Origin of the sequence: Gemella haemolysans, from assembly GCF_901873445.1 — a bacterium.
GTDB classification, from domain to species: Bacteria; Bacillota; Bacilli; order Staphylococcales; family Gemellaceae; genus Gemella; species Gemella haemolysans_C.
In genome coordinates this window covers 21073-43414 of record NZ_CABFLN010000012.1, presented here as the reverse complement: position 1 = coordinate 43414, position 22342 = coordinate 21073, and the positions used below count along the sequence as shown (strand labels likewise).

General features: G+C 30.3%; 28 protein-coding genes. 24 read left to right on the top strand and 4 right to left on the bottom strand.

Annotated elements, in window-relative coordinates; all coding sequences use genetic code 11:
• Positions 1-81, top strand: an 81-nt coding sequence (locus JX287_RS09105) for an IS3 family transposase (protein WP_430537379.1), incomplete at its 5' end; no start/stop codon positions are given.
• A 97-nt stretch (positions 82-178) separates the two neighbouring features.
• On the opposite strand, the gene JX287_RS01875 is transcribed toward JX287_RS09105, so the two are convergent.
• Complete coding sequence (locus tag JX287_RS01875) at positions 179-1117, bottom strand: peptidylprolyl isomerase (protein ID WP_204641527.1); 939 nt, start codon at positions 1115-1117, stop codon at positions 179-181.
• Between the two features lie 62 nt (positions 1118-1179).
• The gene (gene cls, locus JX287_RS01870) at positions 1180-2697 is read right to left on the bottom strand and encodes a cardiolipin synthase (protein WP_204641526.1); all 1518 of its coding nucleotides are present in this window, start codon (positions 2695-2697) and stop codon (positions 1180-1182) included.
• 244 nt (positions 2698-2941) lie between these two features.
• On the opposite strand from cls, the gene JX287_RS01865 reads away from it, so the two are divergent.
• From JX287_RS01865 to JX287_RS01855, 3 genes are all read left to right on the top strand, one after another.
• Positions 2942-3097, top strand: coding sequence for an SE1561 family protein (locus tag JX287_RS01865; RefSeq protein WP_003144715.1), 156 nt, complete (start codon positions 2942-2944; stop codon positions 3095-3097).
• Positions 3098-3168: 71 nt separating this feature from the next.
• Positions 3169-4524: a 23S rRNA (uracil(1939)-C(5))-methyltransferase RlmD gene (gene rlmD / locus JX287_RS01860; protein ID WP_204641525.1), complete on the top strand. Its 1356-nt coding sequence runs from the start codon at positions 3169-3171 to the stop codon at positions 4522-4524.
• A gap of 16 nt (positions 4525-4540) precedes the next feature.
• Positions 4541-5125, top strand: coding sequence for a uracil-DNA glycosylase family protein (locus tag JX287_RS01855; RefSeq protein WP_204641524.1), 585 nt, complete (start codon positions 4541-4543; stop codon positions 5123-5125).
• Between the two features lie 74 nt (positions 5126-5199).
• On the opposite strand, the gene JX287_RS01850 is transcribed toward JX287_RS01855, so the two are convergent.
• Entirely contained in the window at positions 5200-5481 is a 282-nt protein-coding gene (locus tag JX287_RS01850; protein WP_204641523.1) for a peptidase dimerization domain-containing protein, read from the bottom strand.
• 5 nt (positions 5482-5486) lie between these two features.
• Positions 5487-6641: a M20 metallopeptidase family protein gene (locus JX287_RS01845; protein ID WP_204641522.1), complete on the bottom strand. Its 1155-nt coding sequence runs from the start codon at positions 6639-6641 to the stop codon at positions 5487-5489.
• A gap of 207 nt (positions 6642-6848) precedes the next feature.
• Between JX287_RS01845 and JX287_RS01840 the strand changes: the two genes are divergently transcribed.
• The 20 genes from JX287_RS01840 (at position 6849) to pyrR (ending at position 22307) form a co-directional block, all read left to right on the top strand.
• Positions 6849-8204, top strand: a complete 1356-nt coding sequence (locus JX287_RS01840) for an ATP-binding cassette domain-containing protein (protein ID WP_204641521.1) — start codon at positions 6849-6851, stop codon at positions 8202-8204.
• Positions 8205-8594: 390 nt separating this feature from the next.
• On the top strand, positions 8595-8720 hold the full coding sequence (locus tag JX287_RS09020; protein WP_275576616.1) for a hypothetical protein: 126 nt from the start codon (positions 8595-8597) through the stop codon (positions 8718-8720).
• A 109-nt stretch (positions 8721-8829) separates the two neighbouring features.
• On the top strand, positions 8830-9066 hold the full coding sequence (locus JX287_RS08900; RefSeq protein ID WP_239650310.1) for a hypothetical protein: 237 nt from the start codon (positions 8830-8832) through the stop codon (positions 9064-9066).
• Positions 9029-9214, top strand: coding sequence for a Fic family protein (locus tag JX287_RS09100; protein WP_239650309.1), 186 nt, complete (start codon positions 9029-9031; stop codon positions 9212-9214). The genes JX287_RS08900 and JX287_RS09100 overlap by 38 nt, the downstream gene beginning before the upstream one ends.
• A 131-nt stretch (positions 9215-9345) precedes the next feature.
• On the top strand, positions 9346-9534 hold the full coding sequence (locus tag JX287_RS08890; RefSeq protein ID WP_239650307.1) for a hypothetical protein: 189 nt from the start codon (positions 9346-9348) through the stop codon (positions 9532-9534).
• A gap of 40 nt (positions 9535-9574) precedes the next feature.
• Entirely contained in the window at positions 9575-9994 is a 420-nt protein-coding gene (locus JX287_RS01830; RefSeq protein WP_204641520.1) for a hypothetical protein, read from the top strand.
• Between the two features lie 37 nt (positions 9995-10031).
• The gene (locus tag JX287_RS01825) at positions 10032-10316 is read left to right on the top strand and encodes a DUF2695 domain-containing protein (protein WP_204641519.1); all 285 of its coding nucleotides are present in this window, start codon (positions 10032-10034) and stop codon (positions 10314-10316) included.
• Positions 10317-10374: 58 nt separating this feature from the next.
• Positions 10375-11049, top strand: a complete 675-nt coding sequence (locus JX287_RS01820) for a DUF6678 family protein (protein WP_204641518.1) — start codon at positions 10375-10377, stop codon at positions 11047-11049.
• 54 nt (positions 11050-11103) lie between these two features.
• Entirely contained in the window at positions 11104-12216 is a 1113-nt protein-coding gene (locus JX287_RS01815) for a tetratricopeptide repeat protein (protein WP_204641517.1), read from the top strand.
• Between the two features lie 292 nt (positions 12217-12508).
• Positions 12509-12805: a hypothetical protein gene (locus tag JX287_RS01805; RefSeq protein WP_204641529.1), complete on the top strand. Its 297-nt coding sequence runs from the start codon at positions 12509-12511 to the stop codon at positions 12803-12805.
• Positions 12806-12905: 100 nt separating this feature from the next.
• A complete protein-coding gene (locus JX287_RS01800; protein ID WP_204641516.1) occupies positions 12906-13376 on the top strand; it encodes a hypothetical protein in 471 nt (156 codons plus the stop codon).
• Positions 13377-13869: 493 nt separating this feature from the next.
• Entirely contained in the window at positions 13870-14505 is a 636-nt protein-coding gene (locus JX287_RS01795; protein WP_239650306.1) for a hypothetical protein, read from the top strand.
• 103 nt (positions 14506-14608) lie between these two features.
• Positions 14609-15145, top strand: a complete 537-nt coding sequence (locus JX287_RS01790) for a DMP19 family protein (RefSeq protein WP_204641515.1) — start codon at positions 14609-14611, stop codon at positions 15143-15145.
• A 55-nt stretch (positions 15146-15200) separates the two neighbouring features.
• The gene (locus tag JX287_RS01785) at positions 15201-15848 is read left to right on the top strand and encodes a DUF4304 domain-containing protein (protein WP_204641514.1); all 648 of its coding nucleotides are present in this window, start codon (positions 15201-15203) and stop codon (positions 15846-15848) included.
• Between the two features lie 121 nt (positions 15849-15969).
• Positions 15970-17175, top strand: a complete 1206-nt coding sequence (locus tag JX287_RS01780) for a DUF695 domain-containing protein (RefSeq protein ID WP_204641513.1) — start codon at positions 15970-15972, stop codon at positions 17173-17175.
• A 145-nt stretch (positions 17176-17320) separates the two neighbouring features.
• The gene (locus JX287_RS01775) at positions 17321-17872 is read left to right on the top strand and encodes a DMP19 family protein (protein WP_204641512.1); all 552 of its coding nucleotides are present in this window, start codon (positions 17321-17323) and stop codon (positions 17870-17872) included.
• Positions 17873-17990: 118 nt separating this feature from the next.
• On the top strand, positions 17991-18236 hold the full coding sequence (locus JX287_RS01770) for an immunity 17 family protein (RefSeq protein ID WP_204641511.1): 246 nt from the start codon (positions 17991-17993) through the stop codon (positions 18234-18236).
• A gap of 19 nt (positions 18237-18255) precedes the next feature.
• On the top strand, positions 18256-19485 hold the full coding sequence (locus JX287_RS01765) for a DUF695 domain-containing protein (RefSeq protein WP_204641510.1): 1230 nt from the start codon (positions 18256-18258) through the stop codon (positions 19483-19485).
• A 238-nt stretch (positions 19486-19723) separates the two neighbouring features.
• Positions 19724-21067 carry a DUF4026 domain-containing protein gene (locus JX287_RS01760; RefSeq protein ID WP_204641509.1) on the top strand — a complete coding sequence of 448 codons (1344 nt, stop codon included), beginning with the start codon at positions 19724-19726 and terminating at the stop codon, positions 21065-21067.
• A 715-nt stretch (positions 21068-21782) separates the two neighbouring features.
• A complete protein-coding gene (pyrR, locus tag JX287_RS01755) occupies positions 21783-22307 on the top strand; it encodes a bifunctional pyr operon transcriptional regulator/uracil phosphoribosyltransferase PyrR (RefSeq protein ID WP_204641508.1) in 525 nt (174 codons plus the stop codon).
• The last annotated feature ends 35 nt before the right edge of the window (positions 22308-22342 follow it).

The following is a 22342-nucleotide window of genomic DNA, read 5'->3' as shown; positions in this document are numbered from 1 at the left end:
TATTATAATGAAGAGAGAATAAAAGAGAAACTAGGATGGTTAAGTCCTAAGCAATATAGAATAAAACATATGACTGTATAAATATAAAAAAGATAGCGTAGCAGTCATTACAACTACTACGCTATTCTAAGTCTAACTTTTTGGGGTCAGATCATGCTTTTAGTCGTCTTTATATTTATTATTGTGCAGAAGAATTTCCTTCTAACATTGATTTAATGTATGCTTCAACGTCACTGTTACTTGATTTAACATTGTACTCTTCAAATAATTTTTTAAGAGCTTTACTTACAATTGTACTATCTTTTTTAACAGTTTCTTCAGCAGCTTTTTCAGCTAATGCTGGTTTTAATTCATCAAATGATGAGTCTTTTTCATCTAATACTTTAATAATGTGATATCCAAATGAAGTTTTTACAACATCTGATGTTTTATCTTTACTTAATGCGTATGCGGCATCTTTGAATTCTTTAACGAATGAGTTATCTTCTTTAGAAGACCATCCTAAGTCTCCTCCGTTAGAAGCGTTAGCAGTATCGTTAGAGTTTTCTTTTGCTAATGTAGCAAAGTCTCCACCATCTTTAAGTTTTTTTAGTACTTCTTCCGCTTTTTTCTTAGCTTCTTCGTCACTTAATCCATTTGGATTTGATTCACTTTTAACACTTACAAGAATGTGTGCTAGGTGATATTGGTGTTTATTTTTTTCGTAACTTTCTTTAAGTTTATCGTCGTTAGTTCCAGCGTAGTCATTAATTAGTAATGTTTGAGCCGCTTTAACTTTTAAACCATCTTTGTATTTATCAAGAGTAAATCCTTGTTGTTTTAAAAGTTGTTCGAATTTGTCTTTACCACCGTATTGTTCTTGAGCTTTTTGAAGTTGTTCGTCAATAGATTTTTGATCAATTTTGTTTTTATATTTATCTAAAAGTACTTTTTGAATCATCATACTAGTAGCTGTTTTAGAAAGCTGACTAGCACCGATGCTTTCTACGATATCTTTTTCTGTTACATCTCCAGCTTTACTAGAGATAAATTTAGTTCCTCCAGTAGAGCATCCTGCTAAACCTATAACTGACACACTAAGTGCTATAGGTAAAATAGCTTTTTTAAATTTGTTCATTAAATTTTGTCCTCCTATTTGTACATATGTATTAATATATCATATTTTTTAATATAAAACAACTAAAGAATCGGTGAAATCAACCTTGCAAAGGCTTCTTTAATTTTAATTAGTAAACTTCTTTGTTGATATTTTGCAAAAGAAACTAGGGTAGACTTTTCTATATCTTTTAAGAAAATGTGTCTAAATTTTTTTGTAGTTTTATAATCATACATAAATGCATTAAGCTCAAAGTTTAGTTTAAAACTTCTATAATCAAAGTTTGCACTTCCTAAACTTGAAACTTCATCGTCGATGATAATCATCTTTGTATGAATAAATCCATTTTCATAAATATAAGTCTTCGCACCTAACTCAGCTAATTCTCCTATAAAAGAGTATGTTGCCCAATAAACAAATATATGATCCGGTTTATTAGGCACCATAATTCTAACATCGATTCCAGATAATATTGCCATTTTTAATGCATCCATAACACTCTCATCAGGGATGAAGTAGGGTGATTGAATATAGATGTATTTTTTTGCTCTTGAAATCATATATAGATAGCTATATTTGATTTTTTGGAGCTTATTATCAGGTCCACTAGAAACCAATTGGATAGGCAAATAATTATCAACAGGTGTTGATATGTGATCAGAAGTTAACTCTAGTTGTTCTGTTTTTTTAGTTGATTGTGAATTCCAGTCATCTATAAATCGATACTCCAAAGATCCTACAGCTTCTCCTTCAATTCGAAGATGTGTATCTCTCCAGTATCCAAACTTTTTATCTAATCCTAGATATTCATCCCCAACGTTAAATCCACCAGTATAACCAATATTACCATCTATTGTAACTATTTTTCTATGGTTCCTATAATTCATACGAAAATTTATAAGCGGTAGCTTAGATTTAAAGAATTTTTTTATTTTTGCATTGTTCTTAGTAAGTCTTCGTAATGAAGAAATACTTAATTTTCTTGAACCAATATCATCATAAAGAATATATACATCTATACCTTCTAGAAGTTTTTGTTCTAGTAGGTGGAAGAGTTGTTTACCGATTCCATCTTTTTTTAAGATATAATATTGAATATGAATGTAACTTTTAGCATTTTTTATATCTTCAAATAATAGTCTAAATTTTTCTTTTCCATCTGTAATTATTTGTATTTTATTATTTTTTGATAGAAATGATTTATCTGTTTCAAAGTTAAGTTCTATTAAATTTCTATGCTTATATATTACCTGTTCATTTTTAGTAATTTCATAGGGCATCTCCCTTTTCAAGAGATTTTGTTGATATTTTATTTTTTCTTCATCTGAGAAAGGGAAGATTTTTTCTCTATATATAGGTCTTCCAAAAATTAAATATAGAATAAATCCTAGGTATGGTATTAGAAATAAAACTAGTATCCAAGCCCAAGACGACGTTGTAGTTTGATATTCTATAAATACAATAGAGAATGCTAATAATGTATTTATTATTAAAAATATAGTTAATACAATATCAAAGTTTATATCATTAAAAATAGAAGTTATATAGTAAAAAATACTAGAAATATTAATGTTTAATAATTGTAAATCAATATAATTCATAATATATCACTCCTAACTTAATAGTACCTTAAAATATATTAAAAGTCTATTAATAATATTTACGTAAATAGTGATTTTTCTTTCTACTAATAATATATAATTAATGCTAATATAAGATGGATTATTTATTTCTGAATGTATGCGGATTAGTAATAGTTAAAATAATTAATTTATTTTTGTGATATGAGTTGAATTTTTGTGAATTTATATTATAATGGAATAGAGAACAAAAAAGGAGAATGTTATGCCTAATAATATTTTAGAAGAATTAAAAACGAAATTTGAAGATTTTGCAAGCGAGTTAGAAAATATTGAACCTGAAAAAGTTGATTTAACTCAAATTGATAGATTAATTGCATTAGTAGAAGAATTAGATAACGAAATTAAAACTATAAAATAATAGTAGAATTGGATAAGCTGAAGTGGGAGTGTTTTGCTTTTACTCAGCTTATCTTTATGAATGAGGATACGATGAAAAATAAAAACGGTAAAAAACTAAACGTCTTACTTACAATTAAGAAAATAGGAATTAATGGTGAGGGGATAGGATATTATAAAAAGAAAATTACTTTCGTAAAAGGTGCTCTACCTGACGAAGTTATAGTTTGTGAAATAGTTGAGGAAACACCAAAATACATTATTGGTAAACTTGTTAAAGTAAAAGAACCTAGTCCGCATAGAGTAGAAATCAAAAGGGAATATGCTGAGAGTGGAGCTTATGGTTTAGCTCACGTTAGTTATGAAAAGCAACTTGAATATAAACGTACAATATTATTAGATGCTTTTGATAAATACTACAGACTACCAAAACCTGATAAGTTAGTATTAAAAACATTAGCGAGTCCTGTAACAGAAGGGTATCGTAATAAAAATCAATTTCCACTAGCTGTTAGAAATGGGCGAGTTATTGCAGGGTTATATAAAGAAGGTTCTAACGATTTAGTTGAAATTAATGAAGATTTAGCATTACATGAGAATGGTAATAAAATAACAAACCTAGCTAAGAAGTTACTAGGAAAATATAAAGTAGAGATTTCTACAAATAAAAAGAATTACGGTGTGAAATATATTGCGACAAGAACTTCATTTTATAATGGGGATGTTCAAGTAACATTCGTAGCGAATACTGATAAGATTAAGAACATGGATAAGGTCGTTAATGAACTTAAGCGTGAAAGAATCGTTAAAAGTATAATACTAAATATTACAAATGACAAAGATCACCTGGTAATGGGAACAGAAAGTGTTACTTTATATGGTTCAGATTATATCGTTGAAAAAATCGGAGATATTAAGTATGAACTTTCGGCTAAATCATTCTTCCAATTAAATCCACTGGCAACAAAGAAACTTTATGATAAAGTAGTTGAGTTTGCTGCACTAAAAGAAACAGATGTTGTATTAGATGCTTTCTGTGGAGTTGGAACAATTGGACAATATGTCAGCCGTAATTGTAAAGAGGTTTATGGTGTTGATATTATTCCTGCTGCAATTAAAGACGCGAATGATAATGTTAAATTAAATAATTTAACAAACTGTACTTATGTTGCAGGAGACGCTAATAAAATAGTCCCAGATTGGAAGAAAAAAGGAATAAACTTTGATGTTGCAATAGTAGATCCACCGCGTGTAGGTCTTGGACCACTAGCTAAAAACTTATTAGCGGTTGACGCTAAGAAAATTGTTTATGTGAGCTGTAATCCATCTACATTAGCACGTGACTTAAAAGTTTTAACAAGAAAATATAAAATTAGACGTATTCAACCAGTAGACATGTTCCCAGGAACAGCGGCAGTTGAAGCGGTAGTTGAATTAGTCAGAAAATAATTTCTAGAGGAAAAATATGGATAGTTTTGAACAATTAAAAAAAGAAATAATGGAAGATAGTGATAATAAAAAATATACGGATGAAGGAATAGAACCTTTATTTTCTACACCTAGTACAGCAAAAATATTAATCATAGGTCAAGCTCCTGGTATTAAAGCTCAAGAAAGTAAGATTTTCTTCAATGATAAAAGTGGAGTTAAACTTCGTGAGTGGATGGGAATAGATGATCAGATATTTTATAAATCTGGTTTAATAGGTGTAGTACCGATGGACTTCTATTATCCTGGTAAAGGTAAAAGTGGTGATTTACCACCAAGAAAAAACTTTGCCAAAAAATGGCATGATAAAGTTTTAGAACTCATGCCTAATCTAGAGCTTATTATTCTTGTAGGAAAATACGCACAAGATTATTACTTGGGAAATGAGAAACAACAAAATCTAACGGAAACTGTATTTAATTATAAACAGTATTTGCCACGTTATTTTCCAATTGTTCACCCGTCACCATTGAATTTTCGTTGGCATAATAAAAATCCATGGTTTATCAAAGAAGTTGTACCAGAATTACAAAAAAGGGTGAAGGAAATATTACAGAAATAAATCATTAAAAAATAAAGACTGAGGTAACTTGAAGATTTCTATGAAATCTTGATTTCAAGCTACTTTCAGTCTTTTTAATTTTCTATTATTTCAAATCTAGTCTGCTCACCGTAATATATAAGCAGTGAAGATAGTATTGATTTCAATTGTTCTAAATTATCTGTTTTTAAATTAATTTCTGCCTTACCAGAGATTACATTAAAAGCATCACCACTTTTTACAGAGATTATCTCAATGTTTTTATATTTTGTGATTTTTCTAACAAATTCACTAGCGATAACTGTTGTATCGATAGCTTCATGAGGTTCAGCCCCGTGTCCGCCTTTACCATAAATAGTAACTAAATATGTATTCATATCTATTATTCCCCCTTAAGATTTATTATTACATTAGCAGAATCAAATGCTAGTGTTAAGAAAATTGAAGCTGTTTGTTTCATTACTTCTTCTTCAAAATCAAAATTTGGGTGGTGGTGTGGATACTTAGCAAATGTAGAATTTCCGGCACCAATTAAGAAGAATGTACCAGGTACTTCTTCAACATAATATGCAAAATCTTCTCCAATCATAAGAGGTTCGATTTCCACTTGTTTAATATCAGGAAGAATTTTAGAAGTTGCTTTTTGTATTTCTATTGTTCCTTTTTTGTGATTTATAAGAGGTGGATAACCTCCGTAATAAATAAATTCTATATTAGTGCTAGGATATTCATTTTCTAGAGCTTTGCATAAATTTTGAAGCTTAGTTAGTACCATTTTATGAAGTTCTTTATTAAAATGTCTTATCGTACCAGTAATACTTGCTTCTTTAACAGAACTTTCTAATTTTCCTAAAGTAATGACAAGTGTTTCTCTTGGTTTTGAAAATCGTGAAACTATGTGTTGAGTCATACTAACAAATTCAGCAGCAATAATATTTGCATTTTCCTTAGTATTAATTTTTACTTCAAATCTGTCTGCAGCTGCACATAGTTCTCTGTAACTATGTCCTAAAGTTCCAAGTGGAAGAGGTGTCCAAAGATGAGCACCAAATATTGCATCAACACCTTGTAAACAACCAGCATCTATCATAGGTTTTGCTCCACCTGGAGCTTGTTCTTCTCCATATTGGAAAACTGCGACAACATCATGTGGAAGATCTTCTTGATAATCCATTAGAACTTTACACGTTGCAAGTAATGCTGTAGTGTGTCCATCATGACCACAAGCGTGCATTGCATTAGGAATTGTAGACTTGTATGGGGTATCTTTTGCATCATTTATAGGTAGGGCATCGAAGTCTGCTCGAAAAGCGATTGTTTTTGAAGAATCTTGTCCTTTAATTCTTGCGACTACACCATTTAAGCCGACGCTTGTTTTAATATTAGTAATTCCAATTTTTTCTAAATATTCTTTAATGAATCTCGCTGTATTTTTTTCGTTAAATGAAACTTCAGGATGCATATGCATATAGCGACGAAGTTCAATCATTTCTGGATAAAATTTTTCAAGTTCATCTTGTATAATTTTTTCAATCATAAAAACCTCCAGATTGCTATTTTAAATTATAAATATAATTATAGCATAAATATTATTATTAAATAGAGAATTGTTAAAGAAATTGCTTTCAATTATTTTAATTTTTGGTATAATATGGGTAAATAAACACTAGTAAAACTCAATTCGGGGGTGGAAGCATGGATACATTAGATTAATAGAGAGATTTTATTAAAAAGGAGTTAATGTATGCAAATATTAAATATTAAAAACATAGAGTTTGAAAAACAAGGGAAGATATTATTCAAAATTGAAAAATTGAGTATAAATACTGGTGATATTATTGGTTTAATAGGGAAAAATGGTTCAGGGAAGACAACCCTGTTAAAATACATAGATGATTCGCTTAAAGATGAAAATAACATTTCATCAGAGTTTTTAGAATTTGGAGAAAATTCTCTTCTTAAAAAGAGTGGTGGAGAAGTTGTTGTAAACAAGATTAGAAGTAGCTTATTATCGAATGTTGAGATATATTTACTTGACGAGCCATCAACATACTTAGATTATAATAATGCTAACAAAATAGCGAATCTTATAAAAAGAACTCCAGCAACTTTTTGTATAGCAAGTCACGATAGAAATTTTCTAAATAATGTTTGTACTAAGTTATGGATAATCGAAAATAATACAGTAAAAGAATTTAATGGAAATTATCATGAGTACAAGTTTCAAGAAGAAATTGAAACTGCTGAGTATGAAGCTGAACTACAAAAGTACAATAAAGAAGCTAAGAAGATAAAGAAAAGCATCCAAGAGATGAAAGAGGAACAGGGGAAAAAATCTGGAAAGCCAAAGAATATGAGTGGATCAGATTATAGAATTATAAGTGTAAAAAATAAAATTTCAAAAAACCAAAAGAGATTGCAGAAAAAAATATCAAAACAAGAAGATAAGTTGCAGGCTAATATTAAACCTAAGTCGTTAAAAGATAAGTATGATATTGAGTTTCTAGAAATTTTCAAGGAAAGTCATAACAAGAGTTTTTGTATTGACGCGAAAAACTGTGAAATAGACGGTAAAATTCTTTGGACATCACCTGGTTTTACTTTTGCTAGTGGAGATAAGATTTTAATTAAAGGAAAGAACGGTTCTGGGAAAACTACTTTTCTAAAATATGTGAAAAAGTCCATTCCTTGTTCTTTGAAAGTAGCATATTTTGAACAAAATAGATTTGATATTTTTGAGGAAGAGAAAACATTGTTTGAATTTGTGAAAGAATCTACTACATTAGATGATATTGAACTGAGAAATATACTAGCTTTACTAAATTTCAGAGGTGACGATATTAACAAAAAGATAAAAGTTTTAAGCAAAGGCGAGAAAGTTAAACTTTATTTCGTGAGTTTACTCTTTAGAAAAACTGATGTACTATTATTAGATGAAATAACTAACTTTTTAGATGTTGTTGCGATAGAAGCGGTAGAGAAGATATTAAAGAAATATCCTGGTATACTAATTATGGTGAGTCACGATATGGAATTTATCGATAATGTTGCAACGAAGGTTATAAATATCACGAATAAAGAAGTTTTAAAATTTGAGTAAATTAGAAGTTGAGATAATATTTAGGAGGAAAATTATGGTGAAAATTATTATAGCTGCATTCTTAATATTAGGGTTTGTCTCAGCTGCGGTTGCTAGTGCGAGATGGAAAGAAAAAGATGAAGATGAGGAAATGTAGTAAGAAAATCATTGATTAGTCATCAAGGAGAAATTCCACTGATGGGAGTAACTCAGAAGTACAAAGTAAAGAGTATAAATAATCGCATAAATTCTTAACAATCGCCTAAAAATACGCTATAATTAGGCGAAGTAAATAGGAGGTAGGTGAATGAGATTATTTAATTATGAAAATTTAGCAAGAAGTAAGTGGGATAGTGAAATCATAAATCTACTTTCACAAATTCATGAACATAGGGGAAATAAGAACTTTTTTTGACACGTAAACCTGCTGTTTTAGATAAATTGGTAGAAATTGCTAAAATTCAAAACGTAGAGGATTCTAATAAAATAGAGGGAATTGTTACTACAGCAGTCAGAATAAAAGAGTTAATGAATTAAAAAAACAACTCCTAGAAATAGGGATGAAGAAGAAATTCTTGGATATAGAGATGTACTAAATATAATTCATGAAAGTTATGAATATATTCCAATTACCAGTAATTATATTTTGCAACTTCATAGAGAACTATTTAAGTATAGTGAAAAAGGAATTGGTGGTAGATATAAAAATACGCAAAATTCTATTGTAGAAAAAGATAATCATGATAATGTTATCGAAAGGTTTAAGCCATTATCTCCATATGAAACACCAGGCGCAATTGAGCAAATTTGTAATGAATTGAATATAGCTTTTGACAAAAAAATATGTGGATTCGTTGCTTTTAATCCCAATTTTTATTCATGATTTTCTTTGTATTCATCCTTTCAATGATGGAAATGGGAGAATGAGTCGTTTATTAACAACTCTCTTGTTATATAGACAAGGATATGTAATTGGGAAATATATCAGTTTAGAAAGGAAAATAGAAAAAATAAAGACAGTTATTATATAGTTTTAGAAAAAAGTGGGATAGGTTGGCATGAAAACAAAGAAGATCCTTTACCATTTATAAAATATATTCTTAGAACGATATTAGCCGCTTATATTGATTTTGAAGAAAGAGTTGATTATGTAGGCGAAAAAGTGCCTACAATTGAACTTGTTAGAAATGTAATTGATAGGAAATTAGGTAAATTTACTAAAAGCGATATGATGGAATTAGCTCCAAGTGTAGGAAAGGCTACAATCGAAAATATGCTTAAGCAATTGACTGAGGAAGAGTACATTGAAAGATATGGTAAAGGAAGAGCGACCTTTTATGTAAAAAAGTAGCTAAATAACTAGATATTAAGGTGAAATTAGGAGGAACAGTATGAAGTTTATACACGATAGAAATAGCAACATTCTTTTCAGCCTTCATGATAGCAGGGTACAAGAAATCCAATATCACAACGAAACTTTGATGTTAAGAGTTAATAAAATATATGAATTTGTGGAAGGTGAAGAAAGATCATACCCAGGTGAAATATGTTTTGAAAAATGTGATATCGACCTATGTGATGTATTGATATTTAACAAAATTGTAGGTGAAGGACGTTTCAATGGAGAGTCTATTGGTTTACAACAATTTATGGATGAATATACAAACTCAGAATTTGAAATCATTGTTGAAGGCTATTATGGCAACACAACTACATATACAGGATGGCTGCGAGAAGATGGGGAACGACCAGTAACGGCAATTATGTATGTTTGGAACAGCGGAGATATGGTGTATAACGTAAAAAAATAAACTATTTGAAACAACAATTTAATAAAGGAGAAAAGTCATGAACAAATTTGAGAAGAGAAAATTTTTACAAGAATATCAAGTCAAACAAATGGAAGAATTTGAAGAGAACTTACCGATGGAAAAGAAATTATTTTATGAATTATTTGATTATCTAAATGACAAATCAGAAACGGTAGAGTGTAATAACGATTTTTCTTTAACAAATGAGTTTTTGAAAGATAAAAATGCGAATATTGAAAAGGTTATAGAATTTTTGCGAGAAAATGGTGCTGGTTGTGATTGTGAAGTGATTTTTAATGTTGAGGAAAAGTTTGAAGAATAAAATGTTTGTATTAGAAATAGACAGGTAAATTTAAAGTTGTAAGGAAAAATAGTGATAGATGAAACTAATAAATGATATTTTATGTGAAAAACTAAATCCGAGAAGTGGAGTTATCAAAATAAGTAGTTCTAATGATGAAGATAGAATTTATTTCGATATAAGTTGGGAGGGAGATTTCCATTTTATAGTTACTGGTTGGGTGCATTACGGGTGGTATTATGTACAAAGAGATAAACAACGTATATCGCCATCTTATGTTTATCAAAGAATAGATGATAGAGCGTTATCTGTAATGCAACACATTATAGACGAAATTGAAAATGGGAAATATAACAACAAAAAAACTGAAAAAGAAAAAATTAAACAGGTTCTTGAAGAAAGAAATCTAACCTCTTTTATGAACAATACAAAATGGAAAGAACTGATAGATTCCATCATGGAGAACATGAGAAACATCCCGATACAATATAAGACGTTTTTTGATGAAGAAGAGCCTAGCGTGTATTGGACGATTGATACTGATGAACATTTTTTTCATATGAATATGGGCATTGTTGAATGGTTTAAAATTAGAAGTAAATTTGAGAAAGTTATTGGGCAAGGGCGTTTAATTGAGCCAAAGACATGTGTTACTGATAAAAAAATAGAAATAGAGTGTATGCTTAATAGATTTAGTATTCCTTATGAATATGATGATGTTGAAAAATGTTTTACTATTTTTGGATATAGATAATGAAAAATTGAAAATTAGAAAATCTTAAATTTTAACTAATGAGGAGTACAGATTTTGATAAATGAAATAAAAGCATATTGGGACAAGCAGAAAAAAGAATATGAGGATAGATATAAAGAGACATTTTTAAAGGACTATGAAAGATCAACAGAATACCTTAAAAAAATGGAAAGCTACTTGTTATCCAAACAAAAAGAATATCCTTCAGATATTGATATAGTATGTACGCTTGCTTCGTTAAAGTTAGAGCTTAGACGCGGTGAGTATATAAGATATTTAAATTCTTTTCTTGATAAATTTGAAATTTATTTAGATAATGCTCAAAAAGCAAGAGTTTACACCAATATTGCATGTAACCATGATTATACTGAAGAAACATTAGAATATTTACTAAAAGCAAAGGATTTAGATTCTCCTTTTGTTGAAACATATACAGGATTGGGGCTTTATTACTTTAGTATGTACCAGTCTAATGAAAATAAAGAATGGCTTATATTGAGTCAAAAATATTTTGAAAAAGCTAAAAATATTGATGATAGTTACGAATATTCCTTCAATCATGCAGTCTCTTTATATGAACTCAAAGAATATGAGAAAGCTAAAGAAATATTTTTAGAATTATTAAAACAATATCCTGATAGAATGAGTCTATTGCTTAGTATTGCATACTGCGAAGTATATCTTGGTAATAAAGATAAAGCAATATCTTGGTTAGAAAAAGTAAAGTCAGGAGAAGATGAAAATCACAATTTGAAAACAGATGATATTTCTGCGGAGCAAATTTTTGATGCCTATTATGTACTTGAAGAATTCGATGAATTTTTAGATTACTATAGCGATGAAGTTATTTGTCAATACTATCTAGCTGACTGGGAACACTATTATTATGCTTTATGGCTAAAGGACGAAAAAGCAAAGTTTTTTGTCCTTGAAGAAAAAAATAGACTCTATTTAATGGATGCTATTAAAGAAGCTATAGTTGATGATGACTATGTGAGCGAGGAAGAGAAGAAGAAATATATTGAGGAATTGGAAAAAGATAAAAGAGAATATGAAGAAATGATTTCTCGTGTAAAATCTCTAACTTTCAAACCAAAAGTAAGGCTTAAGCTGTATCCAGAGTTTTCTTGCTTCATGGTAGACTGTGTGAGACATAAATTTAAATAAAATGTAAAAAAATTTGAAGTTGGTGCTGCAACAATTATGATAAATAAATAAGTTATAAAAAAGTTGCATATGTCTTGGGGAACTATAGCAGTTTTGATTATCCTAGCAGGCACTGTGTTTGAAGAAATAGAAAAAGCGACAGACTGATTTACATATTGTATTTCGGGGATTTGTCGCTTTTTATTGCAAATTATATAAATTTAAAAAATGAGAAATCAAATAGAAGATATGGTCAATAATAACCACAAGGACTTCGTTAAGGCAATTATAAGCGTGGAAAAAGGTATCAACGATGAAAGTGCTTTGGACAAGCTCTATGACGCTTATATGGACAATGACACCGTTAATTTTATTTGAAAGTGCAAAGAAATATCTCCAAGAACATTTAGGCGAGAGCAAGACTCTAAATATATCCAAATGGAAGGTAGAAATTGGCACTTTGAGGAAAGAAAAAGATAGTCTATATTCTCAAATTAAAGATATACGAAAAGAAGTGGAACAGGCTGAAAGTGTCAGAAGTTGTATAGATAAATTACTGCAAGAAAAAAGGGAACTAACACAGGTAAAGAAGCATGAGTTAGAACTGTAAAACTTAGTAAAAATATGATACAATATTATAGATATTAAGTGAAACAAATTAAAATTTGACGCAGAGATTATTAACTATAAAAATAAGAAAGGTGATTATCATGAAAGAACTGCAAAGTGAATTATTTTCAAATTTAACAATCCCAGAAGATGAAGATTTTGGACTTTATGAAACTGTGCCAAAGGGCTTTGATAATGAAGTGTCTTTGTTTATTAGCAAAGACACAATCACGAATGATACTGCTCTGAAAAAAGCAGGGGAATTTTTTGACAAGGCTGTTTACTGGAATACATATTGCCGAAAACTTTTCATCGAAAATAGCGCAGACAGTGATGTAGAAGGATATTTTGCGTTTTTTGAAGAAGAAGTGCCAGAGGTATTTGAAGCATACAAGACGAAAACTCTTATTCTTGCAGACAAGGTAAATCTTTTGCAATTCGAAGGCATGGCAAGCCATGGCTTTGGAGATGAACAAACATTTGTGGTGGATTTTACATTAGGCTACGACCAGATATTATGTGTTGAGTTTCACTCTGATTTTGAATATAGCAACATTGCGTGGGAAAGCTAATGCGTATAAGATGAAACTCAACAATTCCAGTTTGTCTAATTGAATAGAACAATTTTAGAAACAGTAAATCACAAAGGTTTGCTGTTTTTTCTTATTTATAGTAAAATGAAATAAAAACCTAACAAATCTATTAGGAAAGTCAAACTAATTTCTAACAATGTTTTAAAAGCTAAGTTGTACTCTTCCAGATTCAGACCACTATATTTTCCAACAAACATTTTATACTAACAAACTCTAAAATGTTATAATCTTCAATGTATTGCAATAATGTATAATGAGTAAATTAACTGTTATTGGGTACTGGTTACTATGATACTTAAATACAGTTAAGAAAAAGCTAGTAGTAGCGTACCTATAATGAAGTAGAATAACAAAAAAGCATGCTATAACTATAACGAATGCATAATTTATAGTAAGAATACAATAGCGAATATCGCTTGACAATTAGTTATAATAGATATACGATTTAGTCATTAGGTTAGTTCGGGAACATATGAGGCTTTGGGTATCTGAAACATTCTGTAGAAATGATGACGTATTTAATAACGATATAATAATTAAGAGAGAAATCAAAATGAGAGTACCAACGTATATTAAAGAAGAAAATTACAATATAATACATATAGATGATACATTTACAAGTATTAGTATTTGCAACAACTTAGAAAGTGGAGATACCAACGAACTGTATGAAATTCATTTTTACGGTTCACTTTTTGAAGGACATATGATTTGTGGTATGTATGATGAAAAAAATGAGATTAGCAATCCTTGTATGATAGTAGCAAAATGTATACATACAGGAAAAGAAATTTTACTCTATGATGAAGCTAAATATGGATACAACCCTATGTTCTGCGATGAGATAAATTTAGAAGATATCAAAAAACGTCTACTTTCTAAATTAGAAATTCCAGACTCTAACATTGAAATAGATTTTGCCTATAGCATTGATTTTGATGAAGAGAAAGAAGATTTTGAATTTGATGAAGAGGATTTTACAGAAACTATTAACGGAGAAAAAATTTCTTTTGAAGAAGTGAAGAGAAATGGATTTGATTATATAAAAATTACTGCTATAGACGAACTGGATAACAAAAGAGTTATCTGTGAGTTAGAACTTGCATAAGTTTATTAATTACGAGACGTAAAATATGAACCCTCCTATTTTAACAGAAAAATATTTTGAATACATCAATTACGAAAATGAAAATATAGAGGAGACAAATGAAATGGGTGAAACACAAACGAAATTAAAATATGCAAAGATTACCATAGAGGACATTCTAAATATTGAGGAGTCTTGGGATATCTGTGATCCCATGTTTAATATGATTAAGGGTTATGAAGGATATGATAAATATTTAAAAACTTCAGAGAGATTTACTTTAGAACAAAGATATTTATGTGCTATTCATTGGTATTTTGGAGAAGTAATTAACGGGGGGCATCATCAATTTTTCTATAACTCTACAGGAATTGTTTGGGAAGATGTGTTAAATGGTTTTAAACATTTTAAAATGCCAGAGTTTGCAGCTAATTTCCAAAAAGTAATTGATTATTGTGGTGGAAGAATTTCCTTTGCTAGAGAAGAACGGTGGGATATGCTAGAAATATTGGAAGAAAAATACGGGGAGGAATTTTTTAAGATTTTAGATGAAGCCGATGTTTTCATTTACGATTATGAAGGTGAAGAAAACGAACTAAACTACATCAAATCTCACCCAGAAAAGTTTGTATTTGAAGGAGAATACGAGAGATTTCATTAGAGAAATGCCTGATAGAGGAAGTAGATAAACGATAGGATAGAGATTAAAGAGAATTATGGAACCTAAAAAATTATGTCAAGAGGCTTGGCAAGAAATAGCAAGTCATTTCCCAGATTTTAAGGTGCTTTCAAAAGGTCAAAAATTAAAGAGAGTTACGAAAGATAAAGATATTTTCTTTGAAATATCTTTTCAAGCAAACAGATGTAATTATAAGTGCAGCGTAGAATTCATTCCACATATTGGTATATACTCCAAATCAATGAAAAAGGCAGGTATCAATAATGGTTTTATCTATGGTGGAGATTTAGGCTCACTAATCTCAAGAAAACACTATGAGTGGTGGCAACTTGCAGGTGCAAGCTATAAATATACTGTGGAAGAAGTAAGCGAGCTTATAAAAATACACATTATTCCAATATTTGATTATTTCGAGGACACGCAAGCAAATATTGATAGAATCATATCGGGAAGTTATATGTCAGATAGTTTGCTATACTATATATTTTATTTTGGTGGAAAAAATAAAGCACAGCAATATTTCAATAAAATTCTTAAGGAAAATAAATTAAGAAATAGGTATATCAGCTTTTACGAATCATTGAAAATGCTACCTCCAGAAAATATTAATTTGAATTATTCAGAATTCTCCGGAGCTATTATGATTAAATTTGCATATTTGAATGGTATTGAAATAGAAAAATAAGTTTTAATTTTTAACGAGTTAAAATATATTTGTGAAAACTGAGGAAATTGGTAAAAATAAGATAAATAAGATAAATAAGGAGTAAATTATGAAATATCAAAAAGAAAACAGGAAAGAATTTTTGGCGTATATAGAAACGCTTAGAGATGAAGATAAATATACAGAATGTATCACAGCATTGGAAAGCATCCCTATGGAAGAACGGGATTACGAAGTATGGTATCAGCTTGCTCGTACCTATCAATACTTTGCGATTTTCGGCAATGATGATAAAGGAACACCTAGTTTTATTGGTGATAAATTTTTATTAAAATCTATAGATATTTTGAATTCAATTAGAGAAGAGGGAGAAGATAAGGCTGGATGGAATATGCGTATGGCATATGCCTATCAGTATTTGTCTCATGAGGAAGAAAAAGCGATTTCTTATGCATTGCGTTGGGCGGAGTTAAATCCTGAGGATGAGAATGCATTGGAAGTAGTAAAAGAGTGTAAAGAAGAAATAGAAAAAAGAGAGTGCAGAGCAAATGCGGCTACTGAAAAAGCAATCGATCAAGAAATGGCTGAAATTGATGAAGACTGGGGCATTTATCTGTGCAATGCATTTGCGTGTGACTTACCGGCTGTGATTAGAACCAATTTAGCTCTTAGGGATTTTGAATGTACTGTAAACTACCCAAATAGATTACATTTACAAATATTGTATAAGAATGCTGATGACAACGGTTTTCCTACAAGAGAAGAAGGGGAATATGTATATCCTGTAGAAGACGCTGTAGTAGAGATTATTGAACAACATGGAGATATGTTAGCAGGCGTTGTGAAATGCGATGAACGGGCACACATTTTTGCGTATGTTAAGAATGAGTGGGGGTACTACGATGAAATTTCTGAGATGATGTCAGAAAACTTCCCTGACTATGCTTATACATTGGCAGTATTTGAAGATAAGGACTGGGTCATGTATTTTCATGCACTGTATCCTGACCGATATGAATATCAAAGCATTATGAATATGCGGCTCATTGAGAATATTGAAAGTCATGGCGATAGTATGGTGCCGAGAGTACTTGAACATTGCCTGTGCTTTACAACAGAAAAAAATGGAAAAGCATTTTTAGCCAAAGTAATGGAAGACGGTTTTAACAAACTTTCATCAGAAAACATGAGCAACAATGAAGATATAGATGAAGAATATCCATATGAACTTGTCATAGGCAGAGAAGATGATTTTGAAAATATCGATGGAATTGTCTGGTATCTTATGGATCTAGCAGAAGAATTCGACGGGGAATATGATGGCTGGGCATGCCATATTGTAAAGTAGCGTGAAATAGCCCAAGTTTGCTCAAGTGGATTTTAGTGATTTTGAGGAAATCTCGGTAAAAATAAAGGATAAACCTCCTATTTTAACAGAGAAGTGTTTTGAATATATCAATTAAGAAAATGAAAATATAGAGGAGACAACTGAAATGGGTGAAACAGAAAAGAAATTAACATACGCAAAGATTACCATAGAAAATATTAAAAGTTTAGATGAAAACTCTTATTATGATGTTGTTGATCCAATGTGGGAAACAATTAATATTTATGATGGATATGATGAGTATATTCAATCAGCGCAGACTTTCACTTTAGAGCAAAGATATTTATTAGCCATTACTTGGTATTTTGTAGAAGTAAATAATGGAGGTCATCATCAGTTTTTATATAATCCTACAGGGATAGTTTGGGAAGATGCAATAAAAGGTTTCAAACATTTTGGAATGAACGAATATGCAGGTAATTTTCAAAAAGTTGTAGACTATTGTGGTGGGACAATATCTTTTGATAGAGAAGAAAGATACCATATGCTAGAAATATTGGAAGAAAAATACGGAGAGGAATTTTTTAATATTTTAGGTGAAGCCGATGATTTCGTTTATGATTATGAAGGTGAAGAATACGAACTAAACTACATCAAATCTCATCCTGAAAAGTTTGTATTTGAAGGAGAATACGAGAGCTTTTACAATCGGCGTTAAAAAAGAAAAAGTAATCTTCTAAAAAAGTTGAGAGAATGGTGCTTGAGTGAAGAATCTTTAGCGTGTGAAAAAGAGAAATAATGAGAGAAATACTTGATATAGGAAGTAGATAAACGATATGGATGGAATATTTGAATGGTTAAGAGCACATTACCAGTATGTCTTGATAGCAGGTGGATTACTATTTTTAATCGGTGCTATAAGAGATTGGAAATGGGTGTATCAAGCTACAGTCGGAGATAAGGCAAGGCACGCATTTATTTTTGAAGTGTGGGGTGAGAAAGGATATAGAGTCTTTATAGGAATATGTGGATTGTTACTTGTAATTTGTGGTGTTGTGTTTTTAATGTTAGATAAACGATAAAAAGTGGAGGTAACTTAACATGAAATGGAATTCAGACAATCGCGAAGAATTTTTTGCGTATATAGAAAAGCTTACGGATGAAGATACATATACGGAATGTATGACAGCATTGGAAAGCATCCCTATGGAAGAACGGGATTACCAAGTATGGTATCAGCTTGCTCGTGCGTATCAAAACTTCGCGATTATCGGAAATGATGATAAAGGAACACCTAGTTTTATTGGCGATAAATTTTTATTAAAATCGATAGATATTTTGAATTCGGTTAGAGAAGAGGGGAAAGATAAAGCTGAATGGAATATGCGTATGGCATATGCCTATCAATATTTGACTCATGAGGAGGAAAGAGCTATTCCTTATGCCTTGCGTTGGGCGGAGTTAGATCCTGAGGATAAGGATGCATTGTTAGTAGTAAAAGAGTGCCAAGAAGAAATAGAAAAAAGAGCAAATGTGGCTACGGAGAAAGTAATCGATCAAGAAACTGCTGAAATTGATGAAGACTGGGGCGTTTATCTATGCAATTCATTTGCTTACGACTTGCCGGCTGTGATTAGAGTCAATTTAGCTCTTAGGGATTTTGAATATACTGCAAACTACCCTAACAGATTACATTTACAAATATTATATAAGAATGCTGATGACAACGGATTTCCTACAAGAGAAGAAGGAGAATATGTATATTCTATAGAAGATGCTGTAGAAGAGATTGTTGAACAACATGGAGACATGTTAGTAGGCGTTGTGAAATGCGATGAGCGGGTACGTATTTTTGCCTATACTAAGAATGAGTTGGGGTACTATGATGAAATTTTTGCGATGATGTCAGAAAAATTCCCTGATTATGCCTATACATTAGCAGTCGTTGAAGAACCGGACTGGGAACTGTATTTTCAGGCACTGTATCCTGACAGATATGAATATCAAAACATTATGAATATGAGGCTTATTGAAAATATTAAAAGTGATGGTGATAGTATGGTGCCGAGAGTACTCGAACATTGCCTACTCTTTAAAACAGAAGAAAATGGGGAAGCCTTTTTAGCTAAAGTGATGGAAGCCGATTTTATAAAACTTTCATCAGAAAATCAGAGCGACAATGAGGATATAGATAAGGAATATCCATATGTACTTGTCATTGGTAGGGAAGATGCTTTTGAAAATATCGATGAAATTGTCTGGTACCTTATGGATTTGGCAGAAGAGTTTGACGGGGAATATGATGGCTGGGGATGCCATATTGTAAAGTAGCGTGCAATAGCACTTTAAAGAGATGAAGCGAGATGAAAACGTCCTTAAAATATAGATTTCAATAAGATCTTTGTCAAATAAGGTTGATGAAACAATGTTAACAGAAAATAACGATGTTATGTTGTCTCACTTTGTTTTACAACTCAGGCGTAAATGATTCAGTGTAAAAAACAATTAAAACTACCCAATTATTGTGATATGATACCAGTGATATTTTATGTTTTAAAAGGAGAAAAATATGAGTTTTTATAAAAAAGTTATTAACGGATTATTTAATAGTTCAAAGGAAAAAAATGAAGAGTATTCTAAGATTAAAGAAGCACCTCTTGCTTATTGGGAAGAATTTTCACATATGTTAGCTTTAGTACCTAATAATTACTCACTTACAGAAGATATTTTTGAAAATATTAAAGCTATAGATGGTATTGAAATTAAAGAAAAAAGTCTTCCAAGTGAAGATTATCCTGGAAAGATTGTTCTATCATATAAAGGAACTGATTTTGATGTAAGATTCTATCTTGGAGATTTTAATGCAGAAGGAATGCATCGATCGGAATTACAATATTTTACAGAAGAAGAAAAAGAACAGATTTTAAATTCAAGGAATGCCTTAATTGTTTATATGAAATTTGAAGGAGATGCTAAAATATGTTACCATTTACAGCTTAAGCTTGTATATGCTATGGTTCCTGAAATGGTTGCTCTTTGTGATGAAAGTGCTGAAAGAATGTTAAGTAAAAAATGGGTTGAATTAGCAGCGAAATCAAATGTACTTCCTTCTCCATCAAGCCTATATACTGTTCAAGCTGTTTGTGATGAGAATGAAGTTTGGTTACATACTCATGGATTATGTAGATGTAATCTTCACGAAATAGAGATTTTGGATTCAAATAAGAAAGATTACGAATCACATTATAGCTTACTTTCTAATTATGCTTCTATAATGATAGATGGAAATTATTCTAATGAAGATGAAGAAGAGATAAATTTAGGAATGTTTTATGATGGAGAGCCAATAGTTGCTACATCTAAAAAATGGATTGATGCTTTGAAATATTATCCTAATGTTAATATTGGAGGGGTTGAAGACAGAAAAAAATCGCATAATTCTAAAACAAATATAATTTTCCTATATGAAAGTGAAGAAGATTATAATAATAACATTGTAAGTTTACCTTCAAAATTTACAGAAAAGTTTGATAATAACCCATTAATGTTCTTAAGTACTGAAGAAACTGCTAGAATGAGTGATTTAGCTAGAGAAAGATTTTCTTATGTTGAAAGAATGCTTAAGAAAAAACAAGAAGGTAATGAAGATATTACTATTATTATTAAATTAGGACTTGAAACAATAGATGAAGAAGATAATTTGGATAGTACAAATCTTGAACATATTTGGTTTGAAGCTATTTCTATGGAAGGAGATAGTTTCAAGGCAGTATTGACTCAAGAACCATATCATATTCCAGATTTACATGAAGGTGATGAGGGGACATATTCTATAAATTATGTAAGTGATTGGAGGATTTATACTGAAAAGGGTGTAATAACACCAGAGACTGTATATTTGTTAGATTTATAAGAAAATAAAATAGAGCGTATGATAAAAAGTCTGTAAATTCAAATCAAGCTTTCTATGGTAAAATGGCTCTTTGTTAAATAAGGTTGATGAAATAATTTTAATAGAAAATAACGATGTTATGTTGTCTCACTTTATTTTACAACTCAAGCAAGTGTTAATAATCGTCTAAAAATATGACATAATTAGGAGAAAAGAATAGGAGGTAGGCGAATGCGACTTTTTAGTTATGAAAATCTAGCAAGAAGTAAGTGGGATAGTGAAATTATAAATCTTCTTTCACAAATTCATGAGCACAAAGGAAAACAATAAAAAATAAGGAGAGAGGATTCCCAAAATTTTTTAAAAAAGTTTATATATGAATTTTTAGATGAAGTGCTCTATTGATATCGAAAGTAGTTTTGTAGAATCTTTTTAGATTCCTAATAAACTTTGCGAGGGTGACTCAATAAAATCGATTTCTTCAAAATAACGATTTTTGAGTCACTCCTTTTTTATTTGAACTGGAATTTACTTTGGGAATTTACGAGAGATACTTGTTATCTCCAATAATCCATTATACATTTGACAAATCTCATATTATGGTATATAATATTGATAATTTGAATAACACATCTTTAATGTGATCCAGAGAGGTCAGCAAAGATTTATTAATTGGAAAACCAAGTTTATTTATGCTGTCCTGCTCAATAGAGTAGGCTATTTTTTGAGGTGAAGTATGAAAAAACGAATTCTTTTCGACGAAACAATGATTTCAAGAATGATTACTAGAATTGCGAATGAAATTATCGAACAAAACAAATTAGATGATATAGTTTTAGTAGGTATTCAAACTAGAGGGATTCATATCGCCAAAAGATTAAAACAAAAAATCAAAGAAATTGAAAATACTAATATTCCAGTAGAAACACTTGATATAAAATTTTATCGTGATGATTTAGAAAAAATAAGTGAAGAACCTGAAATAAAAGTTCCACGTTTTAAACTTGATTTGACAAATAAAGTTGTAATTATTGTAGATGATGTTCTTTATACAGGAAGAACGGTAAGAGCAGCGATAGATGCTATTATGGATGCTAGTCGTCCAAAAGCAATTCGACTTGCGATTCTTGTAGATAGGGGACATAGAGAACTGCCAATAAGAGCAGATCATATTGGAAAAAATATTCCTACTTCAAGAAAAGAAAATGTACAAGTTCATTTGAATGAAGTAGATGATGTTGAAGAAATATTATTAATTTAAATATAAAATCTTTTTAAGGTAGTCCAGAGAGGCTA